This window comes from Spirochaetia bacterium (assembly GCA_022482625.1).
Taxonomy (GTDB): domain Bacteria; phylum Spirochaetota; class Spirochaetia; order Sphaerochaetales; family Sphaerochaetaceae; genus Pleomorphochaeta.
This window is the reverse complement of sequence record JAKVOU010000001.1, coordinates 3,062,376-3,076,903: the sequence shown is the minus strand read 5'-3', so window position 1 is coordinate 3,076,903 and position 14,528 is coordinate 3,062,376. Positions and strand designations below refer to the sequence as shown.

Annotated in this window: 12 protein-coding genes and 1 pseudogene; 1 reads left to right on the top strand and 12 read right to left on the bottom strand. The window is 44.5% G+C overall.

Annotated features, from left to right (window positions below; translation table 11 throughout):
- Positions 1 to 287: 287 nt before the first annotated feature.
- The 3 genes from LKE40_13960 to iadA form a co-directional block, all read right to left on the bottom strand.
- On the bottom strand, positions 288 to 704 hold the full coding sequence (locus LKE40_13960) for a YjdF family protein (protein MCH3918534.1): 417 nt from the start codon (positions 702 to 704) through the stop codon (positions 288 to 290).
- A 396-nt stretch (positions 705 to 1,100) separates the two neighbouring features.
- On the bottom strand, positions 1,101 to 2,165 hold the full coding sequence (locus LKE40_13955) for a LacI family transcriptional regulator (protein MCH3918533.1): 1,065 nt from the start codon (positions 2,163 to 2,165) through the stop codon (positions 1,101 to 1,103).
- Positions 2,166 to 2,523: 358 nt separating this feature from the next.
- Positions 2,524 to 3,669: a beta-aspartyl-peptidase gene (iadA, locus tag LKE40_13950; protein ID MCH3918532.1), complete on the bottom strand. Its 1,146-nt coding sequence runs from the start codon at positions 3,667 to 3,669 to the stop codon at positions 2,524 to 2,526.
- Between the two features lie 391 nt (positions 3,670 to 4,060).
- Here iadA and LKE40_13945 point away from each other — a divergent pair, with 391 nt between their 5' ends.
- On the top strand, positions 4,061 to 4,900 hold the full coding sequence (locus LKE40_13945) for a M55 family metallopeptidase (GenBank protein ID MCH3918531.1): 840 nt from the start codon (positions 4,061 to 4,063) through the stop codon (positions 4,898 to 4,900).
- A 131-nt stretch (positions 4,901 to 5,031) separates the two neighbouring features.
- Here the strand turns inward: LKE40_13945 and LKE40_13940 are convergent, their stop codons facing one another.
- The 9 genes and pseudogenes from LKE40_13940 to LKE40_13900 all read right to left on the bottom strand — a co-directional run bounded on the left by LKE40_13940 (position 5,032) and on the right by LKE40_13900 (position 14,318).
- On the bottom strand, positions 5,032 to 6,336 hold the full coding sequence (locus LKE40_13940; GenBank protein ID MCH3918530.1) for an aminopeptidase: 1,305 nt from the start codon (positions 6,334 to 6,336) through the stop codon (positions 5,032 to 5,034).
- Positions 6,337 to 6,348: 12 nt separating this feature from the next.
- Positions 6,349 to 7,428 (bottom strand): M42 family peptidase, encoded by a 1,080-nt coding sequence (locus LKE40_13935; GenBank protein MCH3918529.1) that lies wholly within the window; start codon positions 7,426 to 7,428, stop codon positions 6,349 to 6,351.
- 93 nt (positions 7,429 to 7,521) lie between these two features.
- Positions 7,522 to 8,508 carry an ABC transporter ATP-binding protein gene (locus LKE40_13930; GenBank protein ID MCH3918528.1) on the bottom strand — a complete coding sequence of 329 codons (987 nt, stop codon included), beginning with the start codon at positions 8,506 to 8,508 and terminating at the stop codon, positions 7,522 to 7,524.
- Position 8,509: 1 nt separating this feature from the next.
- Positions 8,510 to 9,517 (bottom strand): ABC transporter ATP-binding protein, encoded by a 1,008-nt coding sequence (locus tag LKE40_13925; GenBank protein MCH3918527.1) that lies wholly within the window; start codon positions 9,515 to 9,517, stop codon positions 8,510 to 8,512.
- 5 nt (positions 9,518 to 9,522) lie between these two features.
- Entirely contained in the window at positions 9,523 to 10,380 is an 858-nt protein-coding gene (locus tag LKE40_13920; GenBank protein MCH3918526.1) for an ABC transporter permease, read from the bottom strand.
- A 1-nt stretch (position 10,381) separates the two neighbouring features.
- Positions 10,382 to 11,323, bottom strand: coding sequence for an ABC transporter permease (locus LKE40_13915; protein ID MCH3918525.1), 942 nt, complete (start codon positions 11,321 to 11,323; stop codon positions 10,382 to 10,384).
- A gap of 60 nt (positions 11,324 to 11,383) precedes the next feature.
- A pseudogene (locus tag LKE40_13910) lies at positions 11,384 to 12,650 on the bottom strand (ABC transporter substrate-binding protein).
- Between the two features lie 544 nt (positions 12,651 to 13,194).
- Positions 13,195 to 13,914, bottom strand: coding sequence for an ATP-binding protein (locus LKE40_13905; GenBank protein ID MCH3918524.1), 720 nt, complete (start codon positions 13,912 to 13,914; stop codon positions 13,195 to 13,197).
- The gene (locus LKE40_13900; protein MCH3918523.1) at positions 13,848 to 14,318 is read right to left on the bottom strand and encodes an AAA family ATPase; all 471 of its coding nucleotides are present in this window, start codon (positions 14,316 to 14,318) and stop codon (positions 13,848 to 13,850) included. Before LKE40_13900 ends, LKE40_13905 begins: the two co-directional genes overlap by 67 nt.
- Positions 14,319 to 14,528: the final 210 nt, after the last annotated feature.

Sequence of the window (14,528 nt, the reverse complement as noted above, 5' to 3'; positions counted from 1 at the left end):
GCCTTCTACACTTGTACTCATCCAAAAGAAGCCTTGCAGAGCAAACAAAGCATCCATACAACAGGACCATTCATGATAAAAAGGTAATTTATCTCAATTCTCTTCTGCAAGATTATTATCGAAAGAAGAGGTTCAGTTGCTCCAGCTTGTATTGTTCTCCAGCAGATGAATAACGATACAAAAAACAGAAGTCAGCACTTTCCTCTGAATGGACAGGACACAAGGCCAGCATTCTTCAATTTGAAAAAGATACACAGGACACGACCTAAGCCAAGGCCCAAAAAATATCAATGTCCCTTCTTTTTCTGCTTCTTTTTTTCGCGCCGGAGCATATAATGACGTATTTCTTCGTCCTGGCGCTTCATTGCATGTGCCGACTTGCGGGCCGCAGCACCTGCCTCACGTTCAGCCTGCAGTATACCAAAGCTTTTTTTCCCGATGGTCTTGTGCTGGTCTTTCCGTGCGTCATGAAGCTTTTTCTTGAAGTTCTGACAAAAATCAATCTCTTCAACTTCAGAAGTTACCGGCTCGCTGAAAGAAAGGCAATCATATCGATTTTGGATAAAATCAATAACCTGGGCATTTGTCGGTTCTGCCCCGAACACATAACGTGCAACCTGCATGACTCCATCAAAATGCCTTTCCCAGATACCGACCCAAAACGGATCCTCAAAAAAAATTGTCAAACTACCCCATACTAACATAGAGGGCACCTCCTCATAAAAAATCAACGGAGGAAGGGACAACCTAAGGAGGCAGGTTACTGACATATACATGCATCCGGACTACCAACCGGATCGTGTTTTTATCTTCCGTAGAGAATATATCTCAAACTGATTTAAATAGCAACAAAAACATAGAGTCTCAGAATCGGCAACAGCATAAGTTGTCCCAAATGTAACTTCACCTTAGTATCACATACTATACTCAAAAATAAAGTACCTAAATAGGAATATTATATTCTAAAATAAAACAATAACCAAGCATTGAAAACTATGATCTTGGATCATATACACCTCTGCCATTTTATATAATCGGTTCTTCAAAAGAATTTTTCAGGAAAATCCAACGCCTGACCGACGATCATCCGGGCGAAGAACTTAGCTTTCCCTCGGTACAGCCGTACTTGACCTTACGATAAGCTTGCTGGAATATTCAACCCTCGTTACATCACACACAGCATCTCCATAGGCTTTCATATGCCGTATCCGCGAAGCAATCAGACTCATAGCACGTTGCCCACGCTGAACGATATGATGCTCGACAGTCGTCAGGCCCACAGACATGAACTTGGAAGGAAAGATATTGTCAAAACCACAGACACTGTAATCGTCAGGAATTGAAAAGCCACCGGCATGTATGGCATCCATGATGCCATAGGCAACCATATCATTGATGCCGACCATTGCAGTTACTTCAGGATGCTGTTCAAGACATTGACGAGCCAAAAAACAACCTGTTTCATATTCGACATCAGGATGATTGAGTTCAGTCATACTGTCTACGTCCTTACAACAGACAATTGCCTTCTCTTTTATTCCAGCCTTAAGCAACTCATCTCGGATTCCTTCCAATCGCCGCACCCGCGCACTATGATAACTGTTGAGACTTGTCGAGATATAGGCAATCCTCTGATGGCCTAATTCCAGCAAATGTCGGGCAACCATCCTTCCAGCTTCATAGTTGTTGATATCCACGGTATCAAATTGAAAACGGTCACTGTAATCACCGACTGCAACAAGAGGCATGACCTTGCTCAGTTCCATACCCAGTTTTTCCTGCTGTGGAATCATCGCAAAGATTACTCCTGAAAAAAGAGAATTCCGGGCAAAGGAAAAGACATCATATTCTGTCTCAATATTCCAATAGGTATTGCGGACGACTGTACGGATTCCTAATTGAGCCGCTTGCATTTCCATTCCTTGCAGCAACATCGCAAAGTATGGATTATAAACCGAAGGACAGACGATAAGCACAGACTCCTCCGAAACGGACGGACCATGTTTGCTTTGGTATCCGAACTCGGTGGCACTTGACCTAACCTTGTCAATGGTAGCTTGAGGGAAACGTGAGAGTTTCTTGCCGGACAAAATCATGGAAACACTGGCAGTGGACAGTCCCACTTGCTGCGCGATATCTTTCAATGTTACCTTTTGCCTTGACATGCTGGTACCCCTTCATTGACATCTATTGTACCGTATATCCGTATGAAAGCAATAGAAAATTAACTAAATTTTAATAATTCTTTTAGATAATTCACATTAAATTAAAGCAACTATTATCAACGATAAAGAATTATTGCCTTATTGATAGCACAAATTGTTATAAAAAACTTAGTCTCATGCATGATTTATAAGTTACTTTTTGTTTAATTTTTACACAAACTGACTTTGTCATTTAGGTTATGAAAAGAAAAACCACTCCAACATTTTGGCAGTAATATACCGATTCTGCGGAATATCAAAAAGCCCTACGGCAACAGAACAATCTATTTGACTGTACTATTGCCGAATAAAACAGATCCTACAGGTTGTCAGGCCCCTCATACATGGCAATCTTGACCTGTTTTCCATCTTCAGAAAGCCAGGTTCCACCTGCCATGACCGACCGTATGTCCTTTTTGTCATCAAGGACGACAAGATCCGCATCATAGCCGGCAGCCAGACATCCCTTTGAGACAAAACCCAAAGCTTTTGCAGGGTTTTCAGTAACAAGACGGAGTGCTGTCGCAAAAGGAATATCCTGTTCATCAACCAACCGTTTCCAATTCTCATGAAGCAAGGAAATATGACCGGCATGCATGCCGATTATCTGCTTATGATCGTTCCAGACAGGAATACTCCCATTGGAATCACTGCTCATCGTAACAAGATGCTCATTTGCTCCTGCATGCAGGAGAGAAGCAACCTTCTCAGGCGATTTGGTTCCGGTCGTGATGTCAGCGTATCCACCGATGGTAGTGAACTTGAGCGCTTGGTCAAGATGACCACCCATATGAGTCGGATGGAATATCGAAACCGGCAATGGCGTCGTTTCTGCAATATCAAAGATATCCTGTATGCCCCTGGGATCGGAACCGACATGGATATGTACTTCACCTGCCTTCTTGCCTATCAGTCCACCCAAGCGGGCTTCTGAGGCCAAGCGTATGATTTCCTCTTTTGTAGGGATGGAACAACGATGGTCACTTATAGCAAGTTTGACTCCTATGACTTCCTGGATGAAGACAATGTCTTTTTCAACAGATCCCGTAATAGTCGGAGACGGAACCTGATAGGATCCTGTCAGACAAAAGGCAGTGAGCCCATACTCATTCAGACTTTTTGTCTTGGCAAGAAGATCCTGGACTGTCCTGGTCACACCATCGGTTCCAAGGACGCCTACCAGTGTCGTGACACCGGCAGACACACAATCGGATACCTTTATAGGCGGTACTCTGCTGGCAAGGCCATCTTCCCCTCCACCTCCGATAAGATGGACATGTTGGTCAATCAATCCAGGAATGACAAAGGCCCCTTCCAGATCAATGACCTTGATGTTCCGTCCGGTATAGTCAAGATCCTTACCGATATCAATGATCTTGGTTCCTGCAACTGCGATATCTACGATGCCCAGGTCTTCCGGGCCAAAGGCATGTACATGTTTCAACAAATATGCTGATGGTTTCATCGAAAATCCTCCATCGGAAAGCATATCACGGAAGGCTTCTGAAAATCCAACGGAAATGATGGTAAATGCAAAGTATCTTATACTTTTGTTGCTGTTTCATTGGTATGGAAAAGCTGTTGCTGCAGCAGCTTTTCCCGTTTGTCAAAATTGGCAATTGCTTCCAACGCAACCTCAATCTCCCGATTTCATTCTACAGCAAACTCCTCATTTTATTTTCACTGACAATATAAATTCAACTCTTAAAACAGTTCTCCAACTCATATAAAAAAAGAAAGGAAAACACATCTCATGAATATGTCTAATATTGTAAAATCTATTGCAACATATTGCATTTCCTTATATTCTATCTACATATCAATCAGATAGTTAATTTCAAGGAGCTATACATCTTATGCGTAAAGTATTCATAAGCTTGGATACAGAGGGTCTCAGCGGCCTGACTAGCTGGAAGGAAATGGAAGCCGATCCGACAACTGCCGGAAAAGCCTATATAAGGGAACTGCAATGGGTCATTGACGAACTGTTCAAAAGTGCCCCGGAACTTGAAGAAATCACCTTATGTGATTCCCATAGCAGAGGCGAAAACCTGCCTTACGGGAGCTTCAATGATCCAAGGATCACCCAGATCAAAGGCTATCCCCGTCAGAACTATATGATGGCTACCCTTGACAGTTCCTATGACATGCTGATGCTCATCGGCTACCATGCAATGATCGGCAGCAAATATGGACTGATGGATCATTCCTACAGCAGTGCAGGCATCTACAACATCCGTATCAACTCGGTACCGGTAGGAGAAACAGAACTGAACTGCTACTATGCAGCAGAAAAAGGTGTACCGCTTGCAATGGTTGCCGGTGATGACATCCTGGAACAGGAACTGAAACAGACACAGTTGCTACCGACATACGTCAGGACAAAAGAAGGACTCGGCCGTTTTGCAGCAAAACTCTATGAACCTCAATCATTGGAACCCCGCTTCAGAAAAGCAGTCAGGGATGCCGTGGCAAACACAAAACAAGGAAAGTTGCCTATTCTACTTGCAAAGACACCGACAACACTTGAAATCGATCTGATGACAACCGTCATGGCTGATGCTGTGGAAATGATTCCATCGGTAGAAAGGATCAGCGGAAGGACAATCAAGTATGTCAGTTCTTCTTTTGCAGACATCATGCACATAATCTTGGTTACTGCACTGCTCTCAGGACATTTTAGAAATTATAGCTAAGGAAATAAGAAAACAACCTGTAAAAGAATCAGCCCTATGGAACATATCGGTTTCCATAGGGCTTTTTTTCATAGGCAAAAAACCAGGTCCCGTCTTTTCAACGAAACCTGTAAATTTTATAAGGAATACACCTACTTCAAGGTAAAGAAGGCACCATAAGCCAAGTAGGCCTGATAGGCATCAAACTTACTGGTAAGTTCCCATGGAGCATGCATGCTCAGCACAGGTACACCGCAATCAATGACCTGCATGCCGAAAGTTGCTGCCATATGTGCAATTGTACCGCCGCCTCCCACATCGACCTTTGCCATCTCAGCAAATTGATAGGTAACCTTTCCATCGCTCATCACCTTTCTCAACTTTGCAATGAATTCAGGATTTGCATCACTTGAGCCGCTTTTCCCTTTGCCACCCGTATACTTGTTGAACACGACACCCTGGGCAAGCCCTGATGAATTCTGCTTGTCATAGAGATCTGCATTCAACGGATCAAAGGCTGAATTCACATCACTGCTCAGCATCCAGGAATTTGCAAGACAACGACGAACTGTCAATTCACTTGGACTGCTGGTCCTTGCAACCACTTCAGCTACGGCATTGTCATAGAAATGGGATCTCATTCCGGTAGCTCCATAACTGCCAATCTCTTCCTTGTCTACAAGGATGCAACTAGCAGTCATTTCCGGATTTTCAATGTCAAGCATCGCCTTCAGGGAAGCAAAGGCACAGACACGGTCATCCTGCCCATAGGCAAGTATCAGATCCCTGCAGAACCCGCTGTCCCTGGCGGCACCAGCCGGAACGATTTCAAGCTCGGCAGATTGGAAATCTTCCTCTTCAATGCCATAGTCCCGCTTCAGTACCTCCAGCACAACCTTTTTCCCCGTATCTTTTCCGGCGAAAGCCCCAAGTACCAGATCAAGGTTCTCTGCATCGATGAAATCCGCAGCACTCTTTTTCATCTGCTCCTGGGCAATATGAGGAAGGATATCCGAAATGCTGAATACCGGATCATCCGGTTTCTCACCGATGCTCAGACTTACGCTGGTACCATCGGTCAGGAATACTTCCCCATGGATGGCAAGAGGAAGCGTCAGCCATTGGTATTTTTTGATCCCACCATAGTAATGGGTATTGAGATAAACGATGCCATCTTTCTCATATACAGGATTCTGCTTGACATCCAACCTAGGAGAATCTATGTGTGCACCTAGGATATGCATACCTTCCGCAAGGTCTTTCCTACCGATGCAGAACAAAGCAACGCTCTTGTCCATCTTGTTGACATAGACCTTGTCACCAGGCTTCAAAGACGAAAAACCGGCAATATTCCGATAGCCTTTCTTTTCAGCCAAAGCTAGTATTTCACGTACACATTCCCGTTCCGTCTTGCCATCATCCAGAAACTGCTTATATTCAGCAATGAATTTGTCCATATCTTATCCTCCTTAGAAACTATGGATGCTATCAGCATCAAGTTTTTTGATCAGCGCAACGGCAAGGTCCGTCGAAGCCTCCACATCTGCAAAGCAGGCAATGCCGTAATGAGTGTGGATATAGCGGACAGGGATACCGATGACGATGGTAGGTACACCATTGTTTGACAGATGTATGGGAGCCCCGTTGGTTGAGCCACCTGTCCTTACACCGGCCTGTACAGGAATGTTTCGTTCTTCGGCAAGATCCAAGGCAAAGCGTTGGTACCGGGGATTGGTAATCATTCTCTTGTCAATGTAGCGAAGCATCGGACCTTCGGTAATTCTTGTCTGACTTGCATATGGTTGTACGACAGTATCATCGGCGGGACAACCTTCAAAGACAATGGCAATATCAGGTTTTACTTTTGTTGCCGTAACCGTCGCGCCTCTGGTCCCTACTTCTTCCTGTACAGAAAATCCAGCAATCAGATCCACCCCCAAATTCTTTTCTTCCTTCAGGGCATCCAAAGTCCTGACGATACAGGCACAACCCAGACGGCAGTCAAAGGCTTTGCCGAACATCCTGTCATGGGATTTGTCATACCAGAAAGCTACATCAGGTACTGCCGGCTCGCCTATCCGTATACCATAGTTCCTTTCCGCATCTTCCTTGCTGGTAGCACCGATATCTATGGACATGGAACTTTCATCAGGAGGAAGCTTCCGTTCTGCCTCGGAAAGGAAATGCGGTGGCGTACTTGAGATTATTCCAGGAATATAAGTTCCGTCCTTCGTCCTTACCCTCACCTTATGTGCAGGGATATCCCACGATACGATGCCGCCGAGTACGATGAAATCAAGAGTCCCGTCCGGTTTTATATCCTTGACCATAAAACTTACTTCATCCGTATGTGCATCAAGCAACATCCGTGGCCTGTTCCCTGAGTTACCCTTGAAGTTGACGTATAAGTCATGCAGGCTATCTTCATCAACTGTCCCTAGCCCGGAAACAGCTTTGCGTAATACTGATACGACATCATATTCAAAACCCGATGCACCGTTTGCATCGGAAAGATCTGAAATCAACTTAAGTGATTCAGCTTTATCCATACTCTTACCTCCTACAGATCTTTAAAAAAGATATACCCCCATTCTTCCAGACAGTACCGGAAGACAAAGGGAAAATCAGAAAATACAATTTATCTACAACGGGAAATGGCAAGCACAGAAATGTCCGGGGCCTATTTCTTTCATCTGAGGGACCTCAGTCTTACACTTGTCCTTGCAATATGGGCATCTGGTATGGAATTTGCATCCAGAAGGCATATCAATGGGACTTGGCGGTTCTCCGTCAATTGCATGTTTTTCTTTTCTGTTCCGAGGATCGAGACTCGGTGTAGCCTTCATCAATATCTCGGTGTACGGATGAGCAGGATGGGAGAATACATCTTCCGTCCTTCCCAGTTCCATATTCGAACCAAGATACATTACTTCTACCCTCGTGGTAATATGGCGGATTACCTGCAGGTCATGGGAAATGAACAGCAGTGTCTGGTTAAGTTCCTGCTGCAGGGAATCGAGCAAATTGAGGATCTGTGCCTGAATCGAGACATCAAGGGCCGAAACAGGTTCATCCGCAACAATGAAACTAGGATTGAGAGCAATGGCACGGGCAATGCCTACCCTCTGCCGCTGTCCGCCTGAGAATTCACCGGGATAACGGTCCTTGACATCCATAGACAGACCGCACATATCCAGAAGTTCCCCTACTCGCCGTGGTATATCCTGCAGGGGAACCGCATGATGTACCTTAAGGACTTCTGCAATGGTATCATAGACACTCATCCGAGGATTCAGGGATGAATAAGGATCCTGAAAAATCATCTGCATCCTAGGTCTGACCTTGCGCAGCGGCTCTCCTGCAAGTGCCGTAATATCCGTTCCTTCAAGGAAAATCTGTCCCTTTGTAGGTTCAATCAAACGGAGAATACATTTCGCAAGTGTAGATTTTCCACATCCTGATTCACCGACCAAACCAAGGTTTTCCCCTCGTTTGATAACAAAAGAAACATCATCAACGGCCTTGAGATAGGCAATTTCTCCACCTTTGAACCGTTCAACGATTCCTCGCTTCTGAGGAAACCATTTGCTCAGGTGCTCGACCCGAAGCAATTCCTGTCCATCCATCATCTCAAGTTTTCTCCTCAACCGGAATCAATCCGTCAAAGCCAGCAACGACATCAAGACGATGGCATCTGGTCATATGTCCAGGTTCAATCTCACAAAGATCGGGTAGAACCTGCCTACATGTATCCACGGCATATCTGCAACGCGGAGCAAAAGGACAACCGATGATATCAGCCGCAAGATTGGGCGGAGTACCAGAAATGGTATCAAGTTTTTTCCCGCTGCCGTTCGGAATAGAACTCATCAACGCCTTGGTATACGGATGCCGTGGTTTTGAAAACAAAGTAATCGCATCAGTTGACTCCATGATAAGGCCTGCATACATTACAGCAACCCTGTTACACATCTGTGCTACGACCCCAAGGTCATGGGTAACCAGGATCATGCTCATGCCAAGTTTTTCCTTCAAGTCATTGATCAAGGTCAATATCTGGTCCTGGATGGTTACGTCAAGGGCCGTCGTAGGTTCATCAGCCAAAAGAAGTCTTGGTTTTTCTCCAAGTGCAATGGCAATCATCGCCCTTTGGCGCATCCCACCGGAAAATTGATGAGGATATTCATTCAGTCTTTTTTCAGGAGAAGGGATGCCGACCATGCGCAGCAATTCAACGGCATGGGCTTCCTTCTGCTTTTTTGTCATCGGTGTATGTTCGAATGATTCAAACAGCTGCTTGCGGATGGTCAGCACAGGATTGAGTGCCGTCATCGGTTCCTGGAATATCTGGGCAATTTCCTTTCCCCTTACCTGCTGCATTTCCTTCTCAGGCAAGCTGACCAAATCACGCCCTTTATAGATGATGCTTCCGCCTTGGATGACACCGGGTTTCTTCAACAAGCGAAGGATCGAATACAGCGTCTGACTTTTCCCGCAACCGGATTCTCCTACCAAGCCGAAGGTATCACCCTCATAGATGACAAAGGAAACCCCATTGACAGCATGTACGGTCTCAGTCTTAAGCGGAAAACAAGTCTTGAGCCCTTTGACTTCCAAAAGTATTTTTTTCTCTGCCATATCAGTCAATGCCCCTTCCTTCTCAATATATCAGTCAAACTGTCTCCAAGCAGGGAAAATCCAATGCCATTGAAAGCAAGGAAAAGCCCCGGAAACAACGTGATCCACCATGCATAGCTGATGTAACTGCGGCCTTCATTGAGTATTGCCCCCCATTCGGGTGCAGGCAACTGGACACCCAGTCCCAAAAAACTCATGGAAGCGCCGGTCAGCATGCACAAAACGATGTCCGATGCAGCATAGACAATGGCGGAAGAAATGACATTTGGTAACAGATGCCGGAGAAGGATACGCATATCTGAAAAACCTTCCACCTTGGCCGCTTGGATGAATTCAGTATTCTTGAGCTTCATCGTCTCACTGCGTACAAGCCTGGCATAGCTCATCCACCCCACCAGCCAGAGAGCGATGAACACATTCTGTATGCCGGCACCAAGGATAGACATGATGACAATTACCAAAATTGTAAAAGGGAAAGCCATCAATACATCAATGATCCTCATGACAACCGTATCCAGTATGCCTGCATAGTAACCTGCCAGCAGGCCTAATGTACCGCCCACGATGAAAGGAATGATGACGCCAAGTACGCCCATCGCCAAATCAATCCTTGCTCCATACAGTATCCTCGTATAGATATCCCTGCCATACTCATCGGTACCGAACAGATGGGTGAAGCCAGGGGCCTGCAAAGCTTCCGCCACATGGACTTCAATAGGATCGTAATGAGTAAATACGCCAGGAAAAAATGAAATAAGTATAAACAGCACGACAATGACGCTACCTACCACGAAAGCAGGACGTACCAACCATGGCGGAAGGGAACTTTGTCGTTTTTCAAGTTTTGTTTTGATGTTGATCATATCAGTAGCTTACCCTTGGATCCAAGAAAGAATAGACAATATCAGTAATCAGGTTGATGACCATGACTAAAGCCGCAAAAAGCAATACCAGGGACTGGACTACGGCATAGTCACGGTTGAAAATCGAATCAATCATGAGTTTGCCTATGCCTGGTAGGGCAAAGACCGTTTCTATGATGACGGAACCACCCAACATATAGGCAATGTTGATCGAAAGCAACGTCACATAGGAAATCAATGCATTCCGGAATATGTGCCTGTTCCGTATCGCTCTCTTGCTCAGTCCCTTGCTTTTTGCAAAGCTGACAAAATCCATCTGGGAAATATCAGCTACGGAATTCCGCATGTCCCGCATCAGCAAGGCAGTCATTGAAAGGGATTGGGTAAGAGCCGGAAGCAACAGGCTTTTCAACTGGGTCAGGAAAGAAGTTCCATCCCAGCCTCCTGCAGGAAGCCAGCCCAAGACGACTCCGAAAAGAATCATCAGCAACAAGCCGACCCAGAAAGAAGGCATGGATATGAAAACCAACGTCATCGTCCGTATCGTATGGTCCCACAGCTTATCCTTATACTTGCCTGCCAAATATCCCAGGGGCAGGCTGATAAGGACTGCAATAAGGGAAGACAGCAGAGTCAATTTGATGGTAATCGGCATACGCTGGACAAGCAACTGGGAAACGGGACACTGGAGACTCAGGGAAGTCCCCAGGTCCAAATGAAAGATACCGGAAAGGAACAGCCAATATTGCACAGGGAGCGGCCTGTCCAAACCAAGCTTTTCGTGCAACGCCTGAATGGCAGAATTGGTCGCCTTGTCTCCGAGGATCAAGCGGGCAGGATCTCCTCCGATAAAACGCAACATGAAGAAAATCAATATGGAAACGACAAAAAGTACCGGTATGATCTGCAGTATCCGCTTGATGCAATAATTGAGCCTGTTCATCTTTTTCCTCCGAAATACCGGCACAGAAAACCTTCTGTGCCGGCATATAACTTACGTCACTTACCGTGTCTTGGTCCAATCCATTGCCTGATAGACGCCGAATGGACTTACATACAATCCATGGATCTTGTTGCTGGAAGCATAGGCAAATCCAGTACTGAACAGAGGAATGACATTTGCATTGTCATATATCTTCTGCTGAACCTGCTGGTACATCTGCACACGCTTTGTCTCATCCTGTTCCTTGAATGCAGTGTCATTGAGATCCTCAAGTTTCTGATCCCTCAATCCGGTATACCATGCATCGCACTGGTCATAGTCAACTGTCCAACCACATACCTCGGAAGGATCCCTGATGTCATCAATCCACATCAGTACCGTAGCCTGGTGGGACAGAGAGGAATACTTGTCTGAAAGTGCAGCATTCTCAAGAAGCTCGATCTTGCAGGAGAAACCTGCCTTGTCAACTTCACTCTTGATCAAGGTTGCAATCTGTTCATAGACCTTGGAACCACTGAATACAGAAAGTGTGAACTGTACAGGTTCAGTATAACCGGCAGCAGCAAGTGCAGCCTTGGCTTTTTCAGGACTATATGGAGTTACCTTCAGGTCACTGTCAGACCACTTTCCCTGAGTCGGGCTTACCAAAGCCGCAACCGGAGTACCGTAAGGACCGGTAATTGCAGTAGCAAGTTCCTGTTTGTTGAGCGCGTAGTACAGGGCTCTGCGCACTGCAGGATCATCGAACGGTGCCTTTGTAGTATTCAGAATCAAATACCTGATCTTTGTAGAATCAAACATATCGAGGGTAAGGTTCTTGTTAGCCTTGATCATCGGAACAATGCTATAGGGAATATCACCGATGACATCCAACTGCCCGGACTGCAGCTGCATCATAGCGGGTATTGTCGTCAGCAACGATGACATATTTGATCTCCTTGGTCTTGGGATAGTCTGCATTGCGATAGTATGGATTGGCAACAAGAGTCAATGACTTGCCACGATCCCAGGACTTGAGCATATAAGGACCGGTTCCAAGCGGCTGATCAAGGTAAGCTTCATCACCGACTGCATCCCAATGGGCCTTCGAACCGACGACCATATTGAAATTGGCAAGATCATAGATAAACGGAGCTGCAGGTTTCTTCAAGGTAATGATGACCTGGCTGTCTGTAGCTTCTACGGTATCAATGTCCTCGGCAATGAACCGATAGCTTGAAGGCTTGTAATCACGGGCGCGGTAAAGCGACCACTTCCAATCCTCCCCAGTAACCGGTGTGCCATCGGAAAACTTCACACTAGGAACAAGATTGAAGGTATATACCATACCGTCATCACTGACTGTCCAATCAGAAGCCAGTTGAGGGACGACCTTTCCTTCCTTGTCAATCGTCACAAGACCTTCATAGATCTGTTGGCAGACGTTGACCTCGGCTCCACCGACACCCGGTGCATTGGGATCAAGATATTTTGGTTCCGACAGATTACCGACTATAATCTGATCGGCCAATTGAGAAGTGGCAGTAGTTTCTGTCTGTTCAGCCGTTGCAGAACTTTTTTCGGCCGTGCCGTTTGCAAATACAGGCAATCCCACCAGAAACAAAGCGACACCCATGAGACTCAATAGCTTTTTTTTCATTTTTTTCTCCTTGCGCTATACTTTTCACTACAGAATGAGTGCATTGTGTCCTATGATTTCCTAAATCCACAGGTTGATTTATAGTAATTGCTACAATCAATTCATACAAGAGGTTTTTGAATATTTATTATAATTTTATGCAAAATGGTGTATATCCTGTACTATTGCCAGTTCAAAGTGTGTTGAGAATATCATCATCTCATGACGACAAAGACAACATAAATACAATATCTTATATAGACAAAAGCCAATCAATAAGATTAAGTTGCCGTATACCATTATAGTCGGCTCCGGTTCCTACTTCATCAAGGGTAAGAAGGTATTTTGGATAATTATCACCAGGTTTCTGCAACGGCTTCAGTTCCCTTTCCAATGTCCCAGCATCTAAAACACTGGCACTGACCTGATAATATTCCAATCCAGATGGCACCTGACAGACAAAATCAATTTCCAGGTTTCCTGCCTTGCCTATAAAGATTTTTTTCTTTCTCCTCAACAGTTCGAGGAATACAATATCTTCAATCTGATGTCCTAAATCAAATGAGCGTTGGGCAAACAATAAATTCCGTAATCCTGTATCTACAATATAATATTTGCCGAATGTCTTGAGATATTGTCGCCCACGGACATCAAACCTATTGGTTTTATAGAACAAATAACTGTCACAAAGTGCCTTGATATATTTTTCAATGGTGTTTATTGATACCTTCCTACCAGCAGCCTTCAAAGTATTGGTTATCTTCTGAAGTGAAACTGTAGATCCCAAACTTCCTGCCAAAGTTTTTATAATGGCATTCAGGGTATTTATGTCTTCGATTGATTCTCTGGTAACAATATCTTTGGTCACAATGGTTGCATATAAACCTTCAAGATAAGGAATGATATCTAGATCCTTCGCAAACAGTTCCGTACTGAAAGGAAATCCTCCCGTCTTGATATATGCATTGAACAATTCCCTTTTCTCCTGATTAGGAAAAAACATTGATATTCACTGAATGAAAAAGGCAACAGGTGTAGTATCACATATCTACCGGTCAGCATTGTCGCCAAATCACTAGAAAGCAAATAGGCATTTGACCCAGTAATATAGATATCTGTATTAGACAATAGGTAAAGGCTATCTATGACTCGTTCAAAACCCTTACAATTTTGGATTTCATCGATTATGATGTAATTCATTTTGCCAGAAACCAATCTAGACTTAATGAATGTATATAACTGATGATAATCCAATAATTCTTCATTTTCCAATGATTCAAGATTGATTAAAATAATCTGTCTGGTTTCAGTACCCTGTTCAAGCAAGTACGAATAGAACAGTTGGCTAAGCAATGTTGATTTACCACACCGACGCACGCCAGTAACCACTTTGATAACTGATTCATTACAATACTGGATAAGTTCATTCAAATACTGTGTACGTTGAATAATATGTATATCAAAATCTCTGGAAACCAAAATAACAGGTTATACTCTTGTGTCAATAATTACCCACCAGAATGAACAAAATTTAAATTATTTGAAATTATTTCATCTGAATATGTAACAATTCTTTTGAAACAGTAC

Excerpts from the sequence above, each read along its gene's own strand:
- LKE40_13960 (MCH3918534.1), bottom strand. The coding sequence starts at position 704 with ATGTTAGTATGGGGTAGTTTGACAATTTTTTTTGAGGATCCGTTTTGG.
- LKE40_13915 (MCH3918525.1), bottom strand. The coding sequence starts at position 11,323 with ATGAACAGGCTCAATTATTGCATCAAGCGGATACTGCAGATCATACCG.
- LKE40_13925 (MCH3918527.1), bottom strand. The coding sequence starts at position 9,517 with ATGGCAGAGAAAAAAATACTTTTGGAAGTCAAAGGGCTCAAGACTTGT.
- LKE40_13930 (MCH3918528.1), bottom strand. The coding sequence starts at position 8,508 with ATGATGGATGGACAGGAATTGCTTCGGGTCGAGCACCTGAGCAAATGG.
- LKE40_13945 (MCH3918531.1), top strand. The coding sequence starts at position 4,061 with ATGCGTAAAGTATTCATAAGCTTGGATACAGAGGGTCTCAGCGGCCTG.
- LKE40_13935 (MCH3918529.1), bottom strand. The coding sequence starts at position 7,428 with ATGGATAAAGCTGAATCACTTAAGTTGATTTCAGATCTTTCCGATGCA.
- LKE40_13920 (MCH3918526.1), bottom strand. The coding sequence starts at position 10,380 with ATGATCAACATCAAAACAAAACTTGAAAAACGACAAAGTTCCCTTCCG.
- LKE40_13940 (MCH3918530.1), bottom strand. The coding sequence starts at position 6,336 with ATGGACAAATTCATTGCTGAATATAAGCAGTTTCTGGATGATGGCAAG.
- LKE40_13955 (MCH3918533.1), bottom strand. The coding sequence starts at position 2,165 with ATGTCAAGGCAAAAGGTAACATTGAAAGATATCGCGCAGCAAGTGGGA.
- iadA (MCH3918532.1), bottom strand. The coding sequence starts at position 3,669 with ATGAAACCATCAGCATATTTGTTGAAACATGTACATGCCTTTGGCCCG.